Annotated in this window: 18 protein-coding genes; 3 read left to right on the plus strand and 15 right to left on the minus strand. The window is 68.7% G+C overall.

Annotation, left to right across the window (positions count from 1 at the left end):
* Positions 1-25 precede the first annotated feature (25 nt).
* Positions 26-1,294, minus strand: coding sequence for an NAD(P)/FAD-dependent oxidoreductase (locus tag N0B71_RS24760; RefSeq protein WP_259755546.1), 1,269 nt, complete (start codon positions 1,292-1,294; stop codon positions 26-28).
* A gap of 238 nt (positions 1,295-1,532) precedes the next feature.
* Here N0B71_RS24760 and N0B71_RS24765 point away from each other — a divergent pair, with 238 nt between their 5' ends.
* Positions 1,533-2,441, plus strand: coding sequence for a LysR substrate-binding domain-containing protein (locus N0B71_RS24765; protein ID WP_259755548.1), 909 nt, complete (start codon positions 1,533-1,535; stop codon positions 2,439-2,441).
* A 7-nt stretch (positions 2,442-2,448) separates the two neighbouring features.
* Here the strand turns inward: N0B71_RS24765 and N0B71_RS24770 are convergent, their stop codons facing one another.
* The 3 genes from N0B71_RS24770 to N0B71_RS24780 form a co-directional block, all read right to left on the minus strand.
* The gene (locus N0B71_RS24770; protein WP_259755550.1) at positions 2,449-3,549 is read right to left on the minus strand and encodes a M14 family metallopeptidase; all 1,101 of its coding nucleotides are present in this window, start codon (positions 3,547-3,549) and stop codon (positions 2,449-2,451) included.
* 132 nt (positions 3,550-3,681) lie between these two features.
* Positions 3,682-5,061 carry an APC family permease gene (locus N0B71_RS24775; RefSeq protein WP_259755551.1) on the minus strand — a complete coding sequence of 460 codons (1,380 nt, stop codon included), beginning with the start codon at positions 5,059-5,061 and terminating at the stop codon, positions 3,682-3,684.
* A gap of 138 nt (positions 5,062-5,199) precedes the next feature.
* Positions 5,200-5,370, minus strand: a complete 171-nt coding sequence (locus tag N0B71_RS24780; protein WP_259755552.1) for a hypothetical protein — start codon at positions 5,368-5,370, stop codon at positions 5,200-5,202.
* A gap of 236 nt (positions 5,371-5,606) precedes the next feature.
* On the opposite strand from N0B71_RS24780, the gene N0B71_RS24785 reads away from it, so the two are divergent.
* Positions 5,607-6,350: a class I SAM-dependent DNA methyltransferase gene (locus N0B71_RS24785; protein ID WP_259759673.1), complete on the plus strand. Its 744-nt coding sequence runs from the start codon at positions 5,607-5,609 to the stop codon at positions 6,348-6,350.
* Positions 6,351-6,377: 27 nt separating this feature from the next.
* Here N0B71_RS24785 and N0B71_RS24790 read toward each other — a convergent pair whose 3' ends face one another.
* The 7 genes from N0B71_RS24790 to gtdA form a co-directional block, all read right to left on the minus strand.
* Positions 6,378-7,430: a DUF2235 domain-containing protein gene (locus N0B71_RS24790; protein ID WP_259755553.1), complete on the minus strand. Its 1,053-nt coding sequence runs from the start codon at positions 7,428-7,430 to the stop codon at positions 6,378-6,380.
* Positions 7,431-7,750: 320 nt separating this feature from the next.
* A complete protein-coding gene (locus N0B71_RS24795; RefSeq protein ID WP_442964631.1) occupies positions 7,751-9,016 on the minus strand; it encodes an OprD family porin in 1,266 nt (421 codons plus the stop codon).
* A gap of 75 nt (positions 9,017-9,091) precedes the next feature.
* Positions 9,092-10,285: a 3-hydroxybenzoate 6-monooxygenase gene (locus tag N0B71_RS24800; RefSeq protein ID WP_259755554.1), complete on the minus strand. Its 1,194-nt coding sequence runs from the start codon at positions 10,283-10,285 to the stop codon at positions 9,092-9,094.
* Positions 10,286-10,339: 54 nt separating this feature from the next.
* Positions 10,340-10,981 (minus strand): maleylacetoacetate isomerase, encoded by a 642-nt coding sequence (maiA, locus tag N0B71_RS24805; RefSeq protein WP_259755555.1) that lies wholly within the window; start codon positions 10,979-10,981, stop codon positions 10,340-10,342.
* A gap of 18 nt (positions 10,982-10,999) precedes the next feature.
* Positions 11,000-12,349 carry an MFS transporter gene (locus N0B71_RS24810; protein ID WP_259755556.1) on the minus strand — a complete coding sequence of 450 codons (1,350 nt, stop codon included), beginning with the start codon at positions 12,347-12,349 and terminating at the stop codon, positions 11,000-11,002.
* A gap of 82 nt (positions 12,350-12,431) precedes the next feature.
* Positions 12,432-13,130: a fumarylacetoacetate hydrolase family protein gene (locus tag N0B71_RS24815; RefSeq protein ID WP_259755557.1), complete on the minus strand. Its 699-nt coding sequence runs from the start codon at positions 13,128-13,130 to the stop codon at positions 12,432-12,434.
* A gap of 14 nt (positions 13,131-13,144) precedes the next feature.
* Entirely contained in the window at positions 13,145-14,200 is a 1,056-nt protein-coding gene (gene gtdA, locus N0B71_RS24820) for a gentisate 1,2-dioxygenase (RefSeq protein ID WP_259755559.1), read from the minus strand.
* 152 nt (positions 14,201-14,352) lie between these two features.
* Between gtdA and N0B71_RS24825 the strand changes: the two genes are divergently transcribed.
* On the plus strand, positions 14,353-15,285 hold the full coding sequence (locus N0B71_RS24825; protein ID WP_259755560.1) for a LysR substrate-binding domain-containing protein: 933 nt from the start codon (positions 14,353-14,355) through the stop codon (positions 15,283-15,285).
* 125 nt (positions 15,286-15,410) lie between these two features.
* Here N0B71_RS24825 and N0B71_RS24830 read toward each other — a convergent pair whose 3' ends face one another.
* The 4 genes from N0B71_RS24830 to hflK (N0B71_RS24845) are packed head-to-tail and all read right to left on the minus strand — an operon-like array spanning position 15,411 to position 21,486.
* Complete coding sequence (locus N0B71_RS24830; RefSeq protein WP_259755562.1) at positions 15,411-17,375, minus strand: heavy metal translocating P-type ATPase; 1,965 nt, start codon at positions 17,373-17,375, stop codon at positions 15,411-15,413.
* 55 nt (positions 17,376-17,430) lie between these two features.
* On the minus strand, positions 17,431-18,471 hold the full coding sequence (gene hflK / locus N0B71_RS24835; protein ID WP_259755564.1) for a protease modulator HflK: 1,041 nt from the start codon (positions 18,469-18,471) through the stop codon (positions 17,431-17,433).
* The gene (hflC, locus tag N0B71_RS24840; protein WP_259755566.1) at positions 18,458-19,510 is read right to left on the minus strand and encodes a protease modulator HflC; all 1,053 of its coding nucleotides are present in this window, start codon (positions 19,508-19,510) and stop codon (positions 18,458-18,460) included. Before hflC ends, hflK (N0B71_RS24835) begins: the two co-directional genes overlap by 14 nt.
* Positions 19,507-21,486, minus strand: a complete 1,980-nt coding sequence (hflK, locus tag N0B71_RS24845; protein ID WP_259755568.1) for a protease modulator HflK — start codon at positions 21,484-21,486, stop codon at positions 19,507-19,509. The genes hflC and hflK (N0B71_RS24845) overlap by 4 nt, the downstream gene beginning before the upstream one ends.
* Positions 21,487-21,684: the final 198 nt, after the last annotated feature.

The following is a 21,684-nucleotide window of genomic DNA, read 5'->3' on the forward strand; positions in this document are numbered from 1 at the left end:
TCCTGTTTCGGTCGTGGTTGGGCGCTCAGCGCGCACGGAAGCGGCGGGCGAGGAACGGCGTCACCGGCACGCAGGTGTCGGTGCCGCTGGCCTGCTCGGCGAGCAGGCGGCCGGTGATGGCCGCGAGGGTCAGGCCCACGTGGCCGTGGCCGAAGTTGTAGAACACCTGCGGCAGGCGCCGGGACGGGCCGAGCACCGGCATGCTGTCGGGCACCGAGGAGCGGAAGCCCATCCACGGCGAGACCGGCTCGTGCTGCAGGCGCAGGAATCGCCGTGCGCCACGGGTCAGGTAGCGGTAGCGCGCCGGGCTCGGCAATGCGTCCAGCCCGGCGAACTCCACCGTGCCGGCCACGCGCAGGCCCTGCGCCATGGGCGTCATGTAGAAGCCGCCGGCGCCCCAGCACACCGGGCGGTTGAGCACCTGCCCGGCGTGACCGAAAAGCACGTGGTAGCCGCGCTCGGTGTCCTGCGGCACGGCATCGCCCAACTGGTCCACGAGGGCGCGCGACCAGGCGCCGGTGCACAGCGCCACGCGGTCGGTGGCCAGCGTCTCGCCGCTTGCCAGTTGCGCGCTGACCGCATCCCTGCCCTGTCCGGCCGGTTCCAGGCCCAGCAGTTCGCTGCGGCGAAACTCGCCGCCCACGGCGAGGAAGCGCTCGAACAGGCGCAGGCTCAGCGCATAGGGGTCGAGCGTGCGGCTGACTCCGGGCAGCTCCACGGCGCAGCTGGCGCGGGCGTTGAGCGCCGGTTCCAGCGCGCGCAGCTCGGCGCCTTCGACGAAGCGGATCGGCACCTCGAAACGCCAGTGGTAATCCACCATGGCCTGGGCGTCGCCGCGCTCGTGTTGCTCGAAAATGTACAGCGAGCCGTCATGGCGGATCAGGTCGTTGGCGCCGGCCGCGTCGAACAGCCCCTGCCAGGCGTCCAGGCAGGGGCGCAGCAAGGTGTTGAGGTGATGGCCGATGGCGTCGACGCGGTCCCGCCGCGAGGCCAGGAGGAACCGCCACAGCCAGGGCGCGATGCGCGGCAGGTAGCCCGGGCGGATCGCCAGCGGGCTGTCCGGGCGCAGCAGCATGCCCGGCGCCTTGCGCCAGATGCCGGGGGTCGCCACCGGCTCCACCGAGTAGGTGGCGAAGGTGCAGGCATTGCCGAACGACGTGGCCAGGCCCGGCGGGTTGCGGTCCAGCAGGGTCACGCGGAAGTCGTGGCGTTGCAGTTGCAGCGCGGTGGCCAGGCCGACCACGCCGGCACCCACCACCAGCGCGTGGCGGCGCGAATCCGTAGGCTGACTCATTGGCGTTTCGCCACCCGCGGCCGCAGTTGGGTGCCCATGGGCAGTCCGGAGGCGACGATCCCGCCGCAGCGATTGTTCATGACCCGATACTCCTTCACACTCCATGCGCCGGGCGTATCCTGGGAATCGCCCCGTCGGCGCGTCATACCCGCAATCTTCGGGCTGTTGCGCAGGGCGCGCCAACGCTCATTTTTCATCCTTGCATTCGCAAAACGCATAGATCACGAACGGGGTCGTCATGGACAAACTGCTGCGTGTTCCCTCCCTGCAGGCGCTGCAAGCGCTGGTGCAGGTTGCCGACGCCGGCAGCTTCACCGCCGCCGCGCAGCAGCTGCACCTGACCCAGAGCGCCATCAGCCGGCAAATCCAGCAACTGGAGGAGTACTACCGCGTGGCGCTGTTCGACCGCACCAGCCGCAAGGTGGCGCTGACCGATGCCGGCCGCGAGGTGTACGCGGTGGCGGACGGGATGCTCCAGCAGCTGCTGCGCCTGGAGGAGCGCCTGGCCCCGGCGTCGGCGGATCGGCCGTTCCGCATCCGCATCTTCGTCTCGATGGCGGTGCGCTGGCTGCTGCCGCGCCTGAGTTCGTTCTACTCGCGGCACCCGGAGCTGTGCCTGTCCATCGAGACGGTGGGCGGCGACGTGGTGGACGATGGCGGCGACTGCGACGCCTACGTGCTCTACCTGCCCAGCGGCAGCGACCCACAGGGCCGCGCCCTGACGCCGCTGTACGACGAGTACCTGATCCCGGTGTGCGCCCCGCGCCTGGAAGACGGCCAGGCGCCGCCACGCTCCCTGGAGGAACTCGCCCGCCACGCGCTGATCCACGCTTCCACCGGCCGCCTGGAATGGCCGCAGTGGCTGCGCGCCCAGGCCGCCCCGCCGCCGACGCAGTTCAAGCACATGCTGTTCAACCTCGACGACCTCGCCCTGGACGCCGCTGCCCGCGGACTGGGCGTGGCGATGACCGACCGCATGCTGGCCCACGACGCCCTGCAACGCGGCGACCTCATCGTGCCCTTTGGCGAGGCACTGAAAACCGGAGGCCGCTATGCCCTCTGGCTGCGGGACAGCGGCGCCGCCCACCCGGCCTGCCAGGCGGTGCTCGACTGGTTCGAGGAGCAGCGCACGCAGCTCGAAGGCTGAGCCGGGGTCAGCGCAGCTGCGCCGGGATCTCGCTGGCCAGCCCTTCCACCGCGCGCCAGGCGGCGTCTCGCGCACGGGACAGCACCGCCTGCTTCCAGGCGTCCGTATCGACGTAGAAGGCATCGCGCAGCTGCTGCTTGATCCGCCGCACCGTGGGCGCCGGCACATCCGCCGTGCGCTGCAGCCATTGGTCCGCGCGCAGGGCTTCGAGGACCTGCGGGCCGGGCACGGTGCCGAACTCCAGGCTCATGGAGATCAGCAGCGCCTGCGGGCATTCGTCGAACGCCGCATGCACCAGCTTGCCGCTGAGCTTCACCGACACGCTGTTGCCCTCCTCCGTGGAACGCACCTCATCGCCCCACCAGGCGCGGGCACGGCGCAGCGCGTGCGGACGCGGGTCACCCGAGTAGATGTACTCGCCATAACCGCACGGGCCGAGGCCGGTGTGCACGTCGATCCAGGCGATTTCGCGGCATTGCCGGCCATGCTGGCGCAGCACCTCGCGCACGGTGCGGTTGCTCCAGGTTGGCTGCGTGCCGCAGAAGAACAGGCCGTCGGGATGGCTGGCCTGGCCGGAGGAGATCGCCTGCTGCAACGCCCAGCGGCCATGGCGCGCCGCATAGGCCAACAGGCGCAGGCGGCCCAGCGGATTGGGCCAGCGCCGCGGCGCCAGCACCCCGTGCAGGCGTGCGTAGCCCGGGTTCGCCGGCGCTGCCTGGGTGAAGTCGCGGAAGTTGCGGTTGAGGTCCACGTTCTCCTGGGTCCAGCGCCGCCACCAGGAGAAGCCGTAAGGGTTGGCGGCGTGCAGGTAGAGCACCGCGCAGCCGTTGCGCCGAGCGTGCTCGCGCCAGTGGGCATCGGCCAGCAAGGCGCTCTGCACGGCCGACCCGCAGAAACCTTCCACACCGTGGCAAGCGCTGCTGACGATCAGCAGGCGCTGCGCGTCCGGCGGGCCTTCGCGGGCGACATCGAGCGCCAGCGTCTCGCCGTCGCGGCCGGTCAGCGGGTGGACGTGGGATTCCACCCGCAGGCCGGCGCTCGCGCAGGTCTCGAGGAACAGGCGGCGCGCCTGGGCGTAGCTCTGGGAAAAGTACGACGATGCATGCATGGCGACTCCGGCCGCTTCCTGGGTCATGGGCGGCCGGCAGGATGCATCAACGCGGCGCCGCGCAGTAATGCTCTCTGCCTATGAGCATCGACGCAGGTTATGCCCGTGCGCCGTGCTCGTCGCAGGCGCGGATCACTCGGCCATGTTCAGTTCCGGCAGCGGCACCTGGAACATCCGCGTCGCGCTGAGCAGGCAGACGAAGCCCAGGCACATCCAGCCGAAGCCGATCAGGAAGGACATCCCCGACAGGCTCGACCACAGCCAGATGGTGCTGAGGAAGCCCACCGCCGGCAGCGCGCCGTAGCGCAGGTAGTTGCCCTTGCCGGTGAGGCGCAGGTCCACCAGGTAATGCTTGACCACCGCCAGGTTCACCGCGGAGAAGGCGAACAGCGCGCCGAAGCTGATCATGTTGGCGACGGTGTCCAGGGTGACGAACAGGGCGATCAGCGACAGCAGGCTGATCAGCAGGATCGCCGTGGCCGGCACGCGCTTCTTCGTCACCAGCTTGCCGAACACCCGGGGAATCGCCCCATCGCGGCCCATGGCGAACAGCACGCGGGACACGCTGGCCTGCGACACCATCGCCGAGGCGAAGCAGCCGGCCACGTAGGTGGCGGTGAAGAAGGTCACCAGCCACTCGCCGCCTATCCGGCGCAGCACGTCCAGCGCCGCGGAATCGGCATCGGAGAGGGCCTGCCATTCGGGGAACACCAGTTGGCCGAAGTAGGCCACGACGATGAACAGCACCCCGCCGATCAGGGTCACCAGCATGATCGCCGCGGGAATCTGCCGGCGCGGCTCCGGGGTCTCCTCGGCCATGGTCGACACGGCGTCGAAACCGAGGAAGGACAGGCACAGCACCGCCGCGCCGGACATCACCAGCGGCAGGCTGAAGTGCTCGTCATAGAACGGCTGGACCAGCGGCGCCGGCGCAGGCTGGGCACCCAGGTGGCTCAGCGACAGGGCGATGAACACCACCACGAAGACCATCTGCGCGACGATCAGCACCCAGTTGACCCGCGTGATGGATTCGATGCCGACCAGGTTGAGCAGCGTCACCAGCACGATGGAGCCAAGGATCCACACCGACAATGGCACGGACGGGAAGTAGTCGGCCATGTAGATGCCGATCAGCAGGTAGCTCAGGAGCGGCAGGAAGATGTAGTCCAGCAGCAGCGTCCAGCCGGCAAGGAAGCCGAATGCCGCGCCGAAGGTCTTGCGCGTGTAGCTGTAGACCGAACCGGAATACGGGTGCGCCTGCACCATGCGCCCGTAGCTGTAGGCGGTCAGCAACATGGCGGCGAGGGTGAACAGGTAGGCCGCCGGCAGGTGGCCCTGGCTCATGCGGGTGACCAGGCCGTAGGTGGTGAAGACCGCCAGCGGCACCATGTAGGCCAGGCCGAACAGGACCAGCGCCGGGATGCCCAGCGACTTGCGGAAGGACCGTGAGGACGAGCCGTGGGGCTGATGGGCAGGCAAGGAGGTATCGGTAGCACTTGTTGTTTTTTTCATGGCTGACTCATGGGGCTGCGAGCGCCGGGCGCTCGTTGGACTGGAACGGCGTGATGCCGGTCGAGGCTTCCTGCGCAGCGGTGGGTGCCCGGCGATTCGCGCCGGGGCTGGGCGTCGGGCAGCCGCTGCGCAAGGGATTCAGCGTGGGTCGTTCGCGGCGAGCGGGCAGGCTCGGCGGGGCGGCATCACCGGCTGGCGTTGCGCCGACGGCGCGTTCTCGCGCGCGGCGGATTCCGGCGCGGCGTCGGGCGTTTCGCCGATGACGATCGACGCGGCACGACACCGCCGCCACGGGTTGAATGCTTGCACCTGGGCACTCCTGCTGGCCGTCTCGAAGGACCTTTTGTTCGAATCGGGCCGCATGGTGCTTCAGCGCGTCGCCGAGGAAAATTAGTAAAAATATCTTCGCCGCCAATGAAAAAAATGGCCGTGCTGAGCCCAGCCCGGCCCCGCCCCGCACGCCAGTCCGATTTCAGCGGCAAGCACGCCGGGCTGGTGTACCATGCCGCGCCGAAACCTTCGGCGAACCCTTGCCCTGGCTGCCTATGTCCTCCAACGCGCTGTACACCGACCTGTCCTCTTACTACGACCTGATGTGCGCCGATATCGACTACCCGGCGCAGAGCCACTGCGTGGGCCGCCTGCACCAGTTGTTCGGCAACCAGGGCCGCCGGCATCTGGACCTGGCCTGCGGGACCGGGCCGCACGTGCGCCACTTCCTCGACGCGGGCTACCGGAGCGCCGGCCTGGACATCAACCAGCCGATGCTGGACATCGCCCGGCAGCGCTGCCCGCAGGCGCACTTCAGCCGTCAGGACATGGCGAGCTTCCAGGTCGGCGAGCCGCTGGACCTGATCACCTGCTTCCTCTACTCGATCCACTACAACCCCGGCGTGGAGCAACTGCAGGCGTGCCTGGCGAGCGTGCACGCCGCCCTGGCGCAGGGCGGCGTGTTCTGCTTCAACAGCGTCGACAAGGGGCTGATCGACAACCGCTCCTTCGTGCGCCACGGCGTGGAACACGACGGCAGCCAGTTCACCTTCGGCTCGGGCTGGTACTACAGCGGCGAGGGCGAGCGCCAGGCGCTGCGCCTGAGCATCGAGAAGACCACCGCCGGAGAAACCCAGGCCTGGGAAGACGAACACCCCATGGTCGCGCTGACCTTCGCCGAGCTGCGGCAACTGCTGGAGCCGCTCTTCGAGGTGCACGCCTTCGAGCACGACTACGAGCGCATCACCCCCTGGGCCGGCACCTCGGGCAATGCGCTGTTCGTCTGCGTGAAGCGCTGAGGAACTGCCCCGCTCTTTCCAGCGCCCTCACCTGATCCTGCCCTGCGGGATGAAGTTGCCAGTGAGGTGGCCGCCCACGGTGTTCTTGGGCTTGTACTGGGCGTCGTGCTTGAGGCGTTCTTCCACGCTGGCGTCGATGGACTCCTGGCCGAAGGCGGTTTCGCCGATCTCCCGGTAGTACGGCTGGGTGAACTGGCTGTAGGCGCCGCCGAGAAATGCCTTGTAGGAGTTGGTGATCGGCTGCGCCGTGGTGGGCAGGCTCGGCGTCTTGCGGGTATCGACCGCCAGGCCGCACTCGATGGCCTTGTTGATCATCCACACCAGGGCGATATCCGACAGGCTGTTGTCGGCATAGCCGCCGCCGACATTGGCGTGGGCGCCGGCGAACCAGACCTGCTCCACCCGCTGGTTGGGCTTGCTCCTGGGGTCCCACAGCGTGCACTGGTAGTTCTTGCGCCACTCGTCGATGGCCAGCGCATGGAAGGCGTTGTGGACGATGGAGCTGAGTTCGGTGTCGTGGAATTCGTAGTAGGACTTGTTGAACCAGTCGAACGACTCCAGCGGCACGCCCAGGGCACCCACCGTGTCCCAGATGCCCAGCATGTGGATGGAGATGACGCGGGAAAAGCTCTCCCGGAACAGCTTGGCGCGCTCGGAATCGGCGCCCTCGTCGCGGGTGCGATAGAGGTTGTAGGCCTCGTTCGCCAGGTCGATGTGCTCGGGCTTGAGCAGCCCTGCGTTGCGGATCAGCCCCACCAGGCTGCGCGCCGTGTAGGCCCCACGGCTGAAGCCGAACAGGTAGACCTCGTCGCCGGCCTCGTAGGCCGTGACCAGCTGTCGATAGCCATCGAGGATGTTCTCCGACAGCCCGACGCCGAACGCACCGCCGGCCAGCCGGTCGTACCACGCCGTGCCGACGCCCTTGTCGTACCACTTGTCCTGGGTCGTACCGTTGCTGTCGGTGGGAAGAATGGCGGCATGTAGCTTCCACACGTTGGTGCTTTTACTGCCCTTGACCTCGGACTTCGCGTCCGGCGTGTTCCAGGTCCCGTCAAAGGAGATGATGATTTTCTTCGGCATGCCGGTTCTCCAACGTCAGAGGTGACTGCTCGGGATGACGAGTGGAGTGGGCTTTCGCAAGAATGCACGGCGAGGGAATCTTCATTCTGGCCAAAGGTTCGGATTCCCTTCGCCGCTGAGCGGACTTCCGTTGCCTGGCGCACGCGCCAGTGGCGTCCTCGACTGGAAACTGTAGTCGTCACCGGGCCGGGTTGCATCGACAGGCGAAATGCGCAGCCGCTCGAATGGCGTCACGCGGGGTGCACGCGGTGCTGTCGTGTGCACGGCCCGCCTGCATCGGGCAGGTGCAGGCGGGCCGCCGGACCGTTGTTGGTCAACCGCTAGAACAGCGTCCAGGTGTAGTTGAATACCAGCCGGTTCTCGTCGACGTCGGTGCGGTAGTTCGAACGCGCCATGGCATTGCGCACGCGCACGTTGAGCCCCGCCAGCGGCCCGCTCTGCACGGTGTAGCCGAGGTCGATGTCGCGCTCGCGGTCCCGCCCTTCGTAGCCCTTGCCGGTATCGACGTTGTCGCCGTCGATGTAGCGCAGGGTGCTGACCAGCCCGGGCAGGCCGAGGGCGGCGAAGTCGTAGTCGTAGCGCACCTGCCAGGAACGCTCGTCGGTGGAGGCGAACTCGTAGGTCGGCACCTCGTTGCCCAGCGGCGCGATGTTGGCGAAGACCCGCGGGAAGGCGCTATCGCCGTACATCCCCTGGTAACCGAGGAACACGGTATGGCCGCCGTGCTTGGCGGATAACAGCGAGAAGAACGCGCGGTTATCGATGTTACCCAGCAGGTGCGCGCCGCTTTCGCTGGCATCGTATAAGCCGAGGTTGGCGCCCAGCACCCAGTCGCCGCCGACGGGCTGGCTGTGCTTCAGGCCGAGGAAGCGCTGCTGGTAGATGTCTTCGAGTTGGCCGTACCAGGCACTGACACGGGTCCTGCCGGCGTTGAAGTCGTAGTCGCCGCCGGCGTAGTTGAAGGCATCGCTCTGCGCCTGCCGCTGCGGCTGGTAGCTGAGCATGGCGATCATCTTCTCGTCGCCGCCTTCGTTGCGCAGGTGCGTCGAGGTCAGGTGGCCGGCCTGCAGCGTCAGGCCGTCGATCTCGCGGGAGGTCAGCGCGGTGCCCTGGAAGCTCGGTGGCAGCAGGCGAATGTCGCTGAAAGCGAGCACCGGCAGATTGGGCTGCAGTTCGCCGAACTTCAGCTCGGTGTTCGACAGCCGCGCCTTGGCGGCCAGGCCCAGGCGGCTGTAGTTGCCGGGTGCGCGGCCATCGTCGCCCACCGGCAGCAGGCCGGTGTTGGTGCGATCCGGGCTGCTGTCGAGCTTCAGGCCGAGCAGGCCGATGGCGTCGACGCCGAAGCCGACCGGCCCCGGCGTATAGCCCGAGGCGAAATTGAGGATGAAGCCCTGGGCCCACTCCTCGGCTTTGGATTGCCTGTTCGGCCCGACGATGTCCGAGTAGTCGCGGCTGAAGTAGTAGTTGCGGGCCTGCAGCGTGGCGCTGGAGTCGTCGAGGAAACTGGCGGCGGCACTGCCGCCGCTCAGCAGGCCACAGGCGAGCGCCAGCCCGCCCGGCAGAGCGAAAGTCAGGGCATTTGTCATTGTTGTACCCAGGGTGGTTCGCGGAAATGTCCGTGACAGCGCCGCCTCCGGCAGGTGCCGGAGGCGGCGTGCGGCTCAGCGATTCATGCAGTTGTTGATGTTCCAGCCGTACAGCCACTGCACGGCGTCATAGAACTGGTCCTGGCTGCGGCCGGCCCAGAGCTGGTTGCGCACCAGGCGCTCGACGCCCTTGGCGTGGTAGAGCCGGCCCATCTCCCGCGCCGACCACACCACCCGCGCGGTCCGCGGGATACGGATCGATTCGTAGAGGCGGAAGGCCGCTTCCAGGTCGCGGTCGCACGCCTTCACGGCCTGCCCGAGCACCACCGCATCCTCCAGTGCCATGCACGCGCCCTGGGCCAGGTACTGGGTCATCGGGTGCGCGGCGTCGCCGAGGATGGTGGCGCGGCCCTCGCCCCAGCGCTCCACCGGGTCGCGGTCAGCGGTGGCCCAGCGGCGCCACGAGGTCGGTCGGTCGAGCATGCGCCGCGGGCGTTCGTGGATGCCTTCGAAGTAGGACAGCACTTCTTCCTTGCTGCCATCGGTGACGCCCCACTGTTCCTCGTGGCGGCTGTGGAAGGTCACCACCAGGTTGTACTGCTTGCCGCCGCGCAGCGGGTAATGCACCAGGTGGCAACGCGGGCCCGCCCAGAGCATGGGGGCATTGACCCGCAGGTCCTCCGGCATGTTCTCCACGTCCACCACGGCGCGGTAGACGACGTGGCCGGTCACGCGCGCCGCATCGCCCACCAGCTTGCCGCGCACCAGCGACTTGCCGCCGTCGCAGCCGATCACCGCATCGGCCTGGTAGCGATTGCCACGGCTGTCGGTGAGGGTCACGCCGCGGTCGTCCATCTCCATGGCGGTGATCTGGGTGGAGGTCTGGAAGCGGATCAGCGGGTTCTTCTGCACCGCCTCGAAGATCGACAGGTGGATGTCGGCGCGGTGAATGACGCCGTAGGGATTGCCGAATCGCTGGCGGAACTTCTCGCCCACTTCCATCCGCCCCACTTCGTGGGCGTCGATGGCATCCATCATGATCAGGTGGTCGGTGAACACCGAGCGATTGCGCGCCGCCTCGCCGGCGCCCAGGGCGTCGAGGGCGGAGTAGGCGTTCGGGCCGAGCTGGATGCCGGCGCCGATCTCGCCGATCTGCTCCGCCTGTTCCAGCAGCAGCACCTGGATGCCTTGCGCGGTGAGTGCCTGGGCAGCGGCGAGGCCACCGATGCCGCCGCCGACGATGATGATCGATTGTTGTTGGGCAGTCATGATTCGGATCTCCACGGGAATGGATCGGGGTCCGCGCCGGGCGGACCGTTGTTCTTATTGGATGAAGTCAGGCTGGCGCTCGGGCGCGGCGCGCTGGAAGGCTTCCTGGGCCAGGCAGTGGCGATACACCGCGAGGATGCGCGGGTAGCCGTCCAGGTCGCAGCCCATGCGCAGGGCGTTGGCGACCTGGGGCACCAGGCAGCAGTCGGCCAGGGTCGGGGTGTCGCCAAAGCAGTAAGGACCGGTGCCGTGGCGCTGCAAGAGGTCCTCCAGGGCCGAGAGCCCCTCGGCCACCCAGTGCGCGTACCAGCGGTCCTTTTCCTCGCCGCTGACCTCCAGCACCCGCTGCAGATAGCCCAGCACGCGCACGTTGTTCAGCGGATGGATATCGCAGGCGACCAGCAGGGCAGCCTCCAGTACCCGCGCACGCAGCACCGGCTCGTTGGGCAGCAGCGGCGCGTGCGGATAACGGGCATCGAGGTAGTCGATGATCGCCAGGGACTGGGTCAGGCTGACGCCATTGTCGTCCACCAGCACCGGCACGCCGCCAATCGGGCTGAGCTCGCGATGCTGGCTGGTGCGCTGCTCGCCGGCGCGCAGGTTGACGCCATGGTAGTGCGCGTCCAGCCCCTTGAGCGCCAGGGCGATGCGCACCCGGTAGGACGTGGAACTGTTGAAGAAGCTATAGAGTTGCATGGCTGGCTTTCCGCAGGATCAGTAGGTGGCTTGGGTCTTGGCGTGCAGGGCGGCGGGCCGCCCCGCGCCCTTGAGGAAGATCGCCACGGCGGCGACGAAGGCGGGCAGCATCAGCAGGGCGAACAGCGCCTGGAAGGACAGCCCGAAGCCGAGCACGTACGCACCGCCGAAGGTGCCGAAGACCGAGCCGATACGCCCCACGCCATGGGCCCAGCTGACGCCGGTGGCGCGGCTGCCGGTGGGGTAGAAGGCCGCCGCGAGGGCGTTGGCGCCGACCTGCGAACCGCTCACGCAGAAGCCCATGCCCAGCACGCTCAGCCCGAGCAGGCGGTAGTCGGCATGGCATTGGCCGATGGCGAAGAGGAACCCCGCGCCCGCCAGGTAAGCCGCCACCAGCACATGGTGTGGGTTGAAGCGATCCATCGCCGCGCCCAGGCAAACGGCGCCCAGGGTGCCGCCGATCTGGAACAGCGCACTGATCAGCGCAGCCTGGCTCAGGGTCAGGCCGGTGTCCTTGATCAGCAGCGGCAGCCAGTTGGTCATGCCGTAGATGATCAGCAGGCTCATGAAGAAGGTCAGCCAGAGCGTGAGGGTGCCGCGACGCAGCGGCGCCGCGAGGATCTGCCGCACCGGCGAGTGCTGGGAGTCCGGCTCGTCGATGTGAAAGCCCTGCACGCCCGCCGGCAGTGGCGCGATGCGCTGGAGGATGGTGCTGGCCAGCGCGTCGTTCGGGTTGCGGCGCACGAGGTAGCGAACCGATTCGGGCAGCATCAGGCCCAGCAGCGGCAGCAACGCCAGCGGCAAGACCCCGCCCAGCACCAGCACGCTGCGCCAGCCCCAGGTCGGCACCATGTGCGCGGCCACCAGCCCGCCCAGGGCCGAACCCAGGGTGAAACCGCAGAACATCGCCGTGACCATCAGTGAGCGCCGGCGCTGCGGACAGTACTCGGAGGTCAGGGTGATGGCATTCGGCATGGCCCCGCCCAGGCCCAGGCCAGTGAGCAGACGCAGCAAGGCCAGGCTGTGGAGGTCAGGGGCGAAGGCGGCCGCCAGGCTGAAGACACCGAAGCAGGCGACCGACAAAATCAGCACGCACTTGCGGCCGAAACGGTCGGCGAGCGGGCCGGCGATGAACGCGCCGAGCATCAGGCCGATAAGCGCGGCGCCAAGCACCGGGCCGAGATCCGTGGGCGTGAGGTGCCATTCTTCGCGCAGGGCCGGCGCGATGAAACCGATGGCAGCGGTATCCAGCCCGTCGATGGCGGTGACCAGGAAGCACAGCAGCAGGATTCGCCACTGGAAGCCAGCGACGCGGTGACCATCGATGAACGCCTGTACATCCACCGTATTGTTCTTGTGTGTGGACACGAACGAATCCTCCGGGCCAGCGCCAGGGCGCGGGCCACGTCAGAAGAAAGAGGAAGGGGCCGGCAACGCCGGCCCGCTGCGGTCAGATGACCCGGACGCTCAGCTCGCCCAGGCCATCGACGCCGCCCAGCATCAGGTCGCCCGCCACCACCGGGCCGACGCCTTCGGGGGTGCCGGTCATGATCAAGTCGCCCGGCTGCAGTTCGAAGAAGCGCGACAGGTAGGCGATGGTTTCCGGGACCGACCAGATCAGCTTGTCGATGTCGCTGCGCTGCCTGTCGTTGCCGTTGACCTGCAGCCAGATGCCCGCCTGCGCCGGGTGGCCGACCTGGCTGCTCGGATGCAGCGGGCCGATGGGCGCGGAGGCGTCGAACGCCTTGCCGATCTCCCAGGGGCGGCCCATTTCGCGCATTTTCATCTGCAGGTCGCGGCGGGTCATGTCCAGGCCCACCGCGTAGCCCCAGACATGCTCGTTGGCCTGCTCCAGCGGGATGTTGCTGCCGGGCTTGCCGATCGCCGCGACCAGCTCGATCTCGTAGTGGTAATTGGTGGTTTGGGCCGGGTATGCCAGCTCCAATGTCTGCCCGTCGGCCACCGGCACCACCGCATCGGCCGGCTTGCAGAAGAAGAACGGCGGTTCGCGGTCCGGGTCGAACCCCATCTCGCGGGCATGCGCGGCGTAGTTGCGGCCCACGCAGTAGACGCGGCGAACCGGGAAGCGCGCGTCGCTGCCGGCGATGGCCAGGCTGGTCGGCGCGGCGGGTTGGAATACGTAGGTCATGGCAGGGTCTTCCTTCAGTGGTTGTCGCGGGCTTCGCGCAGCAGGCCCAGGGCTTCCTGGACAGGCCGGTCGGAGTAACTGAACAGCACGCACTCCTCGTCCGCCTGCAGGCTCACCGCGGCCCAGCTGGGCACCACGAAGGTGTCCCTGGGTTCGAAGGCGAACACCTGCCCGTCGATGATCGCCCGGCCGCGGCCTTCCACTACCGAGTACACGGTGGCGTCGGTGGCGCGCGAGGTCTTGCCGGAGAAGCCACGGGGCAGCAGCTGCATGAAGGTGCCGATGGTCGGCATCGCCCAGCCGCCGGTGGCCGGGTTGACGTAGCGCAGCTTCACGCCGTCCCACGGGTCGATATCGCCCTGCCGTTCGAGGCTGGCCAGCGCCTCACGGGTGCGCTCGTAGGGGTAGCTGAAGATCGGCGAGGTGACGCCGCGGACTTCGTGTCGCACCGGCAGCATGTTGGCGCCGTAGCGGGCCAGCGCGTTGCCTTCGGCACGGGAGATCGGCTGGACCGGCACCGGGTAGTTCTCGGCGAAACCGGCGCCGAAGAAGCGCACGATGGGGATGTCCAGGCCATCCAGCCAGACCACCGGCTCGCCGCCTTCGGCCTCGGTGCGGTTGCCGTGGTCGTGCCAGGTCCAGGACGGGGTGATGATGAAATCGCCCGGATGCATGGTGGTGCGCTCGCCATCCACCGCGGTGTAGGCCCCCTGCCCTTCGACCACGAAACGCAGCGCCGACTGGCTATGCCGGTGGCTGGGGGCGATCTCCCCGGGCAGGATCAGTTGCAGGCCGGCGTACAGGCTCTGGGTGATGGCCGCCTGGCCTCGGATGGCCGGGTTCTCCAGCACCAGCACGCGGCGCACGGCCTCCTCCGCGCTGATCAGCTGCCCCGCCTCCATCAGGTACGGGCGCAGCTCGCGGTAGCGCCACAGCGCCGGAACACAGGGCGTCACGGGGGTGGGCGTGACCAGGTTGTGCAGTTGCTCCCAGAGCGGGAAGAGGTCCTGGGAGTCGATGCGCTGGTAGAAATCGGCGCGGGCGTTGCGGATGTTGTTGTCGTTATTCATCTCTTCACCTGTGCGGGCTGTGAAGTTGCAGTAGGGGTTCGCACACTCGGGCAGCGTCCCCTGGTTGCCCCGATTAAACGCCCGCAAGGCATACCCGAAAAATGATATTTTCAGATGGCTCCATATACTTTCAAATATAGGAACCCTGCCCCATGCACTGGACCCGCCGCCTGCGCCCACGCCATCTGCAACTGCTGGTGAACCTGGCCGAAACCGGCAGCCTGAGCGACACCGCGCGGCAGGCCCACACCACCCAGCCGGGCATGTCGAAGTGGCTCAAGGAGCTGGAGGAAGACGCCGGCGCGGCGCTCTTCGAGCGACACGCACGCGGCCTGCGGCCCACCGCCGAAGGCACGCTGCTGGTCAACCACGCGCGGCGCATCCTCAGCGAGATGGAGCGCGCGCAGAACAATCTCGATGCCCTGCGCGAAGGCAATACGCCGAGCGTGGCGATCGGCACCTCGCCCGCCTCGGCGCCCAGCCTGGTGCCGGACGCGGTTCTCTACTTCCTGCGCAAGCATCCCAACGCCCACGTCTCGCTGCAGGAAAGCACCATGAACGTGCTGCTGGAGCGCCTGCAGCTGGGGCAGCTGGACGTCGTGGTCGGCCGCGTGGACAACTACCAGCCCAGCCAGACACTCAACAGCGAAATGCTGTTCCGCGAACCCATGCAGGTGGTGGCCCGCCCCGGCCACCCCCTGCTCGAACGCCGCGGCCTGACCTGGCAGGACCTGTACCAGTACGACTGGGTGCTCTGGCCACCGGCCACGCCGATCCGCAACCGCCTCGACGCGGCGCTGAGCAACGCCGGCCTCAAGCCGTTGCCCTGCCGGGTGGAGTCCTCCTCGCTGATGGGCAACCTGTGGCTGATGCAGAACAGCGACATGCTGTCGATTGCCTCAGGGCGCGTGGCCGAGCACTTCCACGGCCGCGGGCTGCTGCGCCGCCTGGATTTCGCCCTGGAGGCGGAAGGCTCGATCGGCATGTGCTGGCGCGACGAAACGCACCCGGACAGCGCCGTGCTCGACCTCCTCGATAGCCTGCGCGAGGCGGCGAGGACGCCGATCCGGCGGGAGGAGCCCTGAACGAGGCCAGCGGGCGGCCCTCCACCGATTGCATGGATTGGTGCGGGATCGACCTGCTGCCCGCCACCCCGCTGAACGCCCCGTAGACGGCTTGCCTGCGGGCCATTCAGCGAAGCGTCGAGCCGCTACGCCGGCTGCGCCGCCAATGGGGCGCGGTGTTCCACGAGCCTCTCGTCATAGCGCAACAGGCGCCCGGCGTTGGTCAGCACCAGCAGCGTGCTGAGGTTGTGCAACAGCGCCGCGATCATTGCCCCCGCCGCGCCCAGCAGGCCGAACGCTGCGGCGACGACGATAGCCAGGGTCCAGCCCAGGCCGATCAGCACGTTCACCTGGAGCGTACGGCGGCACTGGCGGCTGAGGCGGATGCAGGTGCCCAGGCGCCGCAGGTCGCCGTTGATCAGCACGATATCCGCCGCCGCCAGGGCGATGTCGGCACCGCCGGCGCCCATCGCCACCCCCACGACACCGGCCTTGAGCGCCAGCGAATCGTTGATGCCATCCCCTACGACCAGGGGACGGAAACCGGCCTCAAGCTCCTCGTTGACCTGGCGCATCTTGTCTTCGGGCAGCGCCTCGGCCACCACCCGCGTGATGCCGACCTGCGCCGCAATGGCGTCGGCCACCCGGCGGCGGTCGCCGGTCAGCAGCAACTGCCGCTGCAGGCCGAGTTCGCGCAATTGCTGCATGGCCTCGGCGGACTCCGCACGCACGTTGTCGGCCAGCAGCAGCCAGGCGAGAAACTGTCCGTTCAGCGCCAGGCCGGCAATCGGGCCATCGTGCTCGGGGACCGCAGGCACATTCAGACCGAGCTGGCGGAACAGCTCCGGACGCCCCAGCGCTGCCTCGCCGGCAGCCGTGCGGGCCACCACGCCGAACCCCTGGCGCTCATGGATATCCTCCAGTGGCAGGTGCTGGTCGTGCGCCACCAGCGCCGACAGTGCGCGGCTGACCGGGTGGCTGCTGGCAGCGCCCAGGCTGGCGGCAAGCGTCAGGATGTCGGCCCGCGAAGTAGCCTGCGCGGTGTCGATCACGCTGTGCAGGCGCAGGTCGCCGTAGGTCAGCGTGCCGGTCTTGTCGATCACCAGCGACGACAGGTCGGCCAATTCCTCTAGGAAGGCGGAACCGCGGATCAGGATGCCATGCCGGGCGGCGACGGCAATGCCCGCCACTGCCGTCGCCGGCGCGGACAGCACCAGGGCGCACGGGCAGGCGGCCACCAGCACGGCGAGCATGGCCTGGGCATCGCTGGTCACGAACCAGGTCACCGCGGCGATCAGCAGCACCAGCAGCAGGTAACGGCCGGCGTGGCGTTCGAGCAGACGGGTGATCGGCGGCTTGGCCTGCTCGGCCCGCTGCATCAGCGCAATCACTTTGCCCAGGGTGGAGTCGTCGCCGACACGGGTGATCTCCACCCGCAGCAGGCCGTCCAGGTTGATCGAGCCACCATGGATATCCATGCCGGGAGACACTTCCCGCGGCACCGCCTCGCCCGTGATGGGCGCGGTGTCGAGGCTCGCCTGCCCCTCGAGGACGCGGCCGTCGGCTGGCACGCGGTCGCCCGCGCGGACCTCGACCTGGTCACCCGGCTTGAGGCTGGCGTTATCGACTTCGCGCACCTGGCCGCCGGCATCGATCAGCCGCGCCTGGCTGCGGGTCAACTGCCCGAGCGCCGCGATGGCCTCCTGCGAGCCCAGCACACTGCGCTCCTCGAGGATGTGGCCGAAGATCATGATGATCGGCAGCAGCGCCGCGGTAGCCAGGTCGCCGGTGGCCCAGGCGCCCAGCATGGCCAGGCCGATGAGCTGGTCGGTGAGGCCGTGCAGGCTGGGTTTCATCAGGCTGTACCAGGCCGAGCGCAAGACTGGGATGGCCACCAGCAGCGAGGCGATGCCCAGCAGCAACTGGCTCACGCCCTCCTGCGTCGGCACCAGCCAGCGCCAGACCAGCCCGAGGCTCAGGAGCCCCAGGGCCAGCATCGCCAGGCTCAACTGGCGTGCGGCCGTGCGTCGCTCGGCCTGCGTCAGCAAGCCGGAGGTCAGGTGCGCATGGCCGTGGTGATGATGGTCGCCATGGCTGTGATGAGTACTCATCGCGAGCAGCTCCCGCTGTGAAGGTGGGTCGAAACAGGTCGGCAGGATGCGCGGGTCATGGCGTGGGCCCCGGCAGGATCATGCGCCCGGCGTCTTCCTTGTCGACGGTGGTGACCGAGCCCGCGCGGGCAAGGATCGCCGGCACCCGCTCCCGGTAGAGGCGCAGCAACAGCTGCGGGTCCTGCTGCTGCGTCAGGCCGACGATGGTGGCGGTCTCGGCCTGGGCGCGGGACAGCCGTTCGCTCGCCTGCGCCTGCGCCACCTGCACCGTGCGATCGGCCGCCTGGGTGGCCTGCTGCATCTGCCGCGCAGCCTCGTTACGGGCCTTCGCCACGGCCTGCTCCGCCTGCTGGCTGGCGGTGAGCACCGCGTTGAAGGCGCTGACCGCGGACAGGGGCAAGGACGACTGCACATCGACCCGCACGACCTCGATGCCGAGGCTGACCCCGGACGAGCGCAGGCGCGCCAGGCTGGCATTGATGCCCTGCTGCAGGTCGCCACGCAGTTGCTCGCGGTGCGCGGCCAGCTGCGCGTCACCGCCGACCAGTTCGGGACGCGCGACGAGAATGGCGTCCATGTCGCGCGACGCGCAGATCTGCACGGCGTTGCGCTCCACCAGGCGGTCCAGGGCAGGCTCCACGTGCTGGCCCTGGCGGGTGAAGGCGTAGGGGTCGTTCACCGTGTAGAACACCCGCACATCCAGTTGCACGGCGCCCGAATCGCCGGTCAGCAGATAGCCCGAGCCCGCCGTCGCATCGCTGGCCAGCGAGCCGTCGCGGTCAGACTTCTGCGCAAGATCCGAGCGCAGCAGCAGTTCCACCCGGCGTTCGGTCACCCGCCCCGCCGAGGGCAGCATGACCACCTGCTCGAACGGCTGCGGCCAGGCGAGCAACAGGCCGGCATTCTGGATACGCTGCTCCGCGCCCAGTCGCAGCACGACCGCGCGGCTTTCAGGCCCCACCTGACGCACATTGCCGAACAGCCAGCCGACCGCCGCCAGCAGCGTCACGGCGTACAGCGCGAGGAAGCCGATGCGTCCGGCCTGCAGCCAGGGGCCATCCGGCTGCCGGCTCGACCGCTGATCAGTGCTGCTCATGGGCTGCTCCGGCAGGCAGCGCTGGGCCATCGACGAGGGCCCGGAACGGTGCCGCATCGGTCCGCAGCACCAGACGGGTGCCGGGGTTGATCACCGAACTCAGGGTGTCGAGCGAGCGCAGCAAGGTGTAGAGCTCGGGGGCACCGGCATAGGCCTTGCCATAGATCTCCGCCGCCTGGACCTGGGACTGGGCCTGGATCTGCGCCGCCTTGACGTTGGCGTCGGCCTCCAGAATCCTCGCGTCGCGCTCGGCAGCCGACTGGATCTCGGCAGCCTTGCGCTTGCCTTCGGCGGTGCGTTCGGTGGCGATGGTCTCGCGTTCGGCCCGCATGCGGTCGACGGTGGCGTCGAGGGTGACCTTGGGCAGGGTGAGGCGCTCGATTCCCACCTGCACCACGCGCACCCCGTAGGTGTTGATCAGCTGCTTCTCGATCTGTTCGCGCAGGCGCTGCTCGAAGGCATCGATCCGCACCCGGCTGGCATCGACGTTGACCAGGTCCGCCAGTTCGAATCCACTGGCGGTGGTTTCCAGCGCCGACCCCACCAGGGTCCGGATCTGGCGGGCGGCCTCGTCGGGCTGGTTCTGGACGGCGCGCATGAACAACTGGATGCTCGGCGCGTCCGGCGCCACCTGCCAGGCGATGTAGGCCTGCACGATGATCCGCAGGCCATCGCGCGTGCCCACATCCTGCAGGCCGCTGGACGTCGTGCGCAGGCGCAGGTCGACCGGCACCGCGGTCTCGAACGGCACCGGCCAGCGCCAGGCCAGCCCGGGCTCGATCAGCACGCGGGAAGGATTGCCGAAACGCGTGATCACCGTGGCTTCGCCAACGCGGACCTGGACGAAGCACGCCGTCGCGGCCATCACCAGGACGAGCAGCAGCGCCACGCCAAGACGCACCCAGACCGGGCGCGCCTGCTCATGGGCGCCACCCTGTTCGTGGTGGTCGTGGTCGTGGTCGTGGTCGTGGTGGTCATGACCGTGGTGGTCGTGGTCATGATCGTGATGGTCATGGCCGTGCGAGGTATGGGAACTCAATGGTTACGCTCCTGCGGGCGTCCCGCTGCGGGATTGGACGGCGTAGGGTCGACCGGCGCGGTGTAGCTGCGCAGGTCCAGGGTCGGGGCCTGGCTGGCCGCCAGGCGGTGATCGATGATCAGACTGTTCGCCCCCGCCAGCCCCTGGGACAAGCGGCCCAGGTACTGTTCGAGGATGAACGCCTGGCCTGCGTGCTGCCACGCCGTGCGCTCGGCATCGAAGCGCAGGGCGGCGGTGCTGGCGGCGGTTGCGGTTTCATGGGCGCCGGCCGTGGCCTTGTCGGTCAGCGACGTGGCGGTCAGGCGGGCCTGGTCGAGCTGCTGCGCGGCCAGCCCGCGATCACGGGCAATCAGCGCCTGGGCGGTGATCTGCGCGGCCTGCACGGCGTGGTAGGCATTCGCCGCACCGGCCGGCGGATGGATGGCCTCCACGGAGGTGGCCAGCAGCTCCACGCCACTGTCCATGCGGTCCAGGTCAGCCTGCACCGCGCGGCCGATGTCGCGGCCAAGCGCTTCCCGCTCTGCGCCGAGCAGGCCATCCAGCGAACGGCCGGCGAAATCGTGGACGAGCACGCGGTTGGCGACGCTGCGCAGCAATTGCGCCACGTCGGCGCTGTGGTAGGTCGCCGCCAGCGCCGCCGCGTCGCTCAGGCCGATGCGGTAGATGAAGCGCACGTCCATGTTGACGATCTGGAAGCCCTGGCGACCGCCGTCGGTGCCGGCGATGACCTGGGAATTCTCGCTCAGGTGGGTGGCATCCCACAGGCGATTGGCGGACGCCGGCGCGGCGCCTTCGGCCGGGGCCAGCGGCTCCGCCACGCCCTCGCCCGAGGTCGCCAGTTCGTGGACGACACTGTTGTCCACGCTCAGCACCTTGCCCAACGGCCATGGCAGGCCGACGTGCAGGCCCGGCTGATAGACCGCCACCGGCTTGCCGAAGCGCTCGTACACACCGCGATTGCCCATGGGCACCTCGACGATGCCCGTGAGCAGCCAACCGACCAGCGCCACCAGCGCCAGCACCGGCAGAAACGCCCGGCGCATGAACGCGAAGGCCCATACCTGGCGCAGGTCGATGCCCAGTCGCTCGTGCAGTTCACTCTGCAGCATCGCCAACGGCCGGGGCGGCCATTGCAGGAGATCGCCCACCAGGCTGCGCGCCACCAGCGCCGGCTCCTCGCGCGGGCGCGAGGGGCGGAACATCGCCAGGACCGCCCGCGACAGCAGTTCGATGGCCGCCACCGCAGGCAGCACCCCGATCAACACCGCCATGCGCGCGGGCCACAGCCGCTCGCCATCGACGCACGCCAGGCAGACGATGGTCAGCACCTGCACGGCGATGACCAACCTCAGCATGGCCGCCAGTGCGCCGGCCTCGGGCCAGGTCGTCGTGCTTTCCGCGCTCAGGTGGCGCTCGACCACGACCAGGCCGAACGCCAATACCGCCAGCACGCCAATCGCAACCCAGGTCACCTGGCCTGCCGCCTGCGGCAACGGCAGGTCGAGGCGCCAGGCGCTCCTGACCATGAGCAGCGCCAGGCCCGCCAGACCGATCAGCCAGGGCGTCTCGGCGCCAAGGCCGTGCAGGTGCCGCCGGCAGGCCCCGGCGATCTGCGCGAACCAGCGCTCGACCACGCTGAGCGACTCGGGGTCGACCGTTTCGCTGGCGGCACGGCGCCAGAAGAACAGCGGCGTGGGCTCCTGCCCCATCGCCGCCACGCGCCAGCTTGCCACCTGCCAGGCGGACTGTGCCGTGGCGGCCAGCAGGAGCAGTGCGGCAGCGTTGACGGCCAGCAGAACGAGCCAATGGGAATCGGGGCTGAACACCCCGACCAGCCCCTGGACCACCGCGAACAGGATCACGATGGCCATCGCCAGGTAGCTGATCAGGACCAGCCGGCGCGTGTGGATCCTGGCGCGCTGGAAACGCGGCAACCCATCCAGGTCGGGAGCCTCGGTGTCTAGATCGACTCGCATGAACACTCCGGGAAGCACCCGCCGTCGCGCGTCGTCACTCGACGGACGGCGGGTATCAGACATAAACCGCAGTAACGTTATAACAACGGATGTAAAAAATCTGTCTGCAACGATTCAGCACACGGGGCCGCCCCGACCGAGCAGCCCAGGGTATGTGTTGCGGGCAGTCGAGCGATCAGGCCGCTGGCGAACGGTCGG

Origin of the sequence: Pseudomonas sp. GCEP-101 (assembly GCF_025133575.1) — a bacterium.
GTDB lineage: Bacteria > Pseudomonadota > Gammaproteobacteria > Pseudomonadales > Pseudomonadaceae > Pseudomonas > Pseudomonas nitroreducens_B.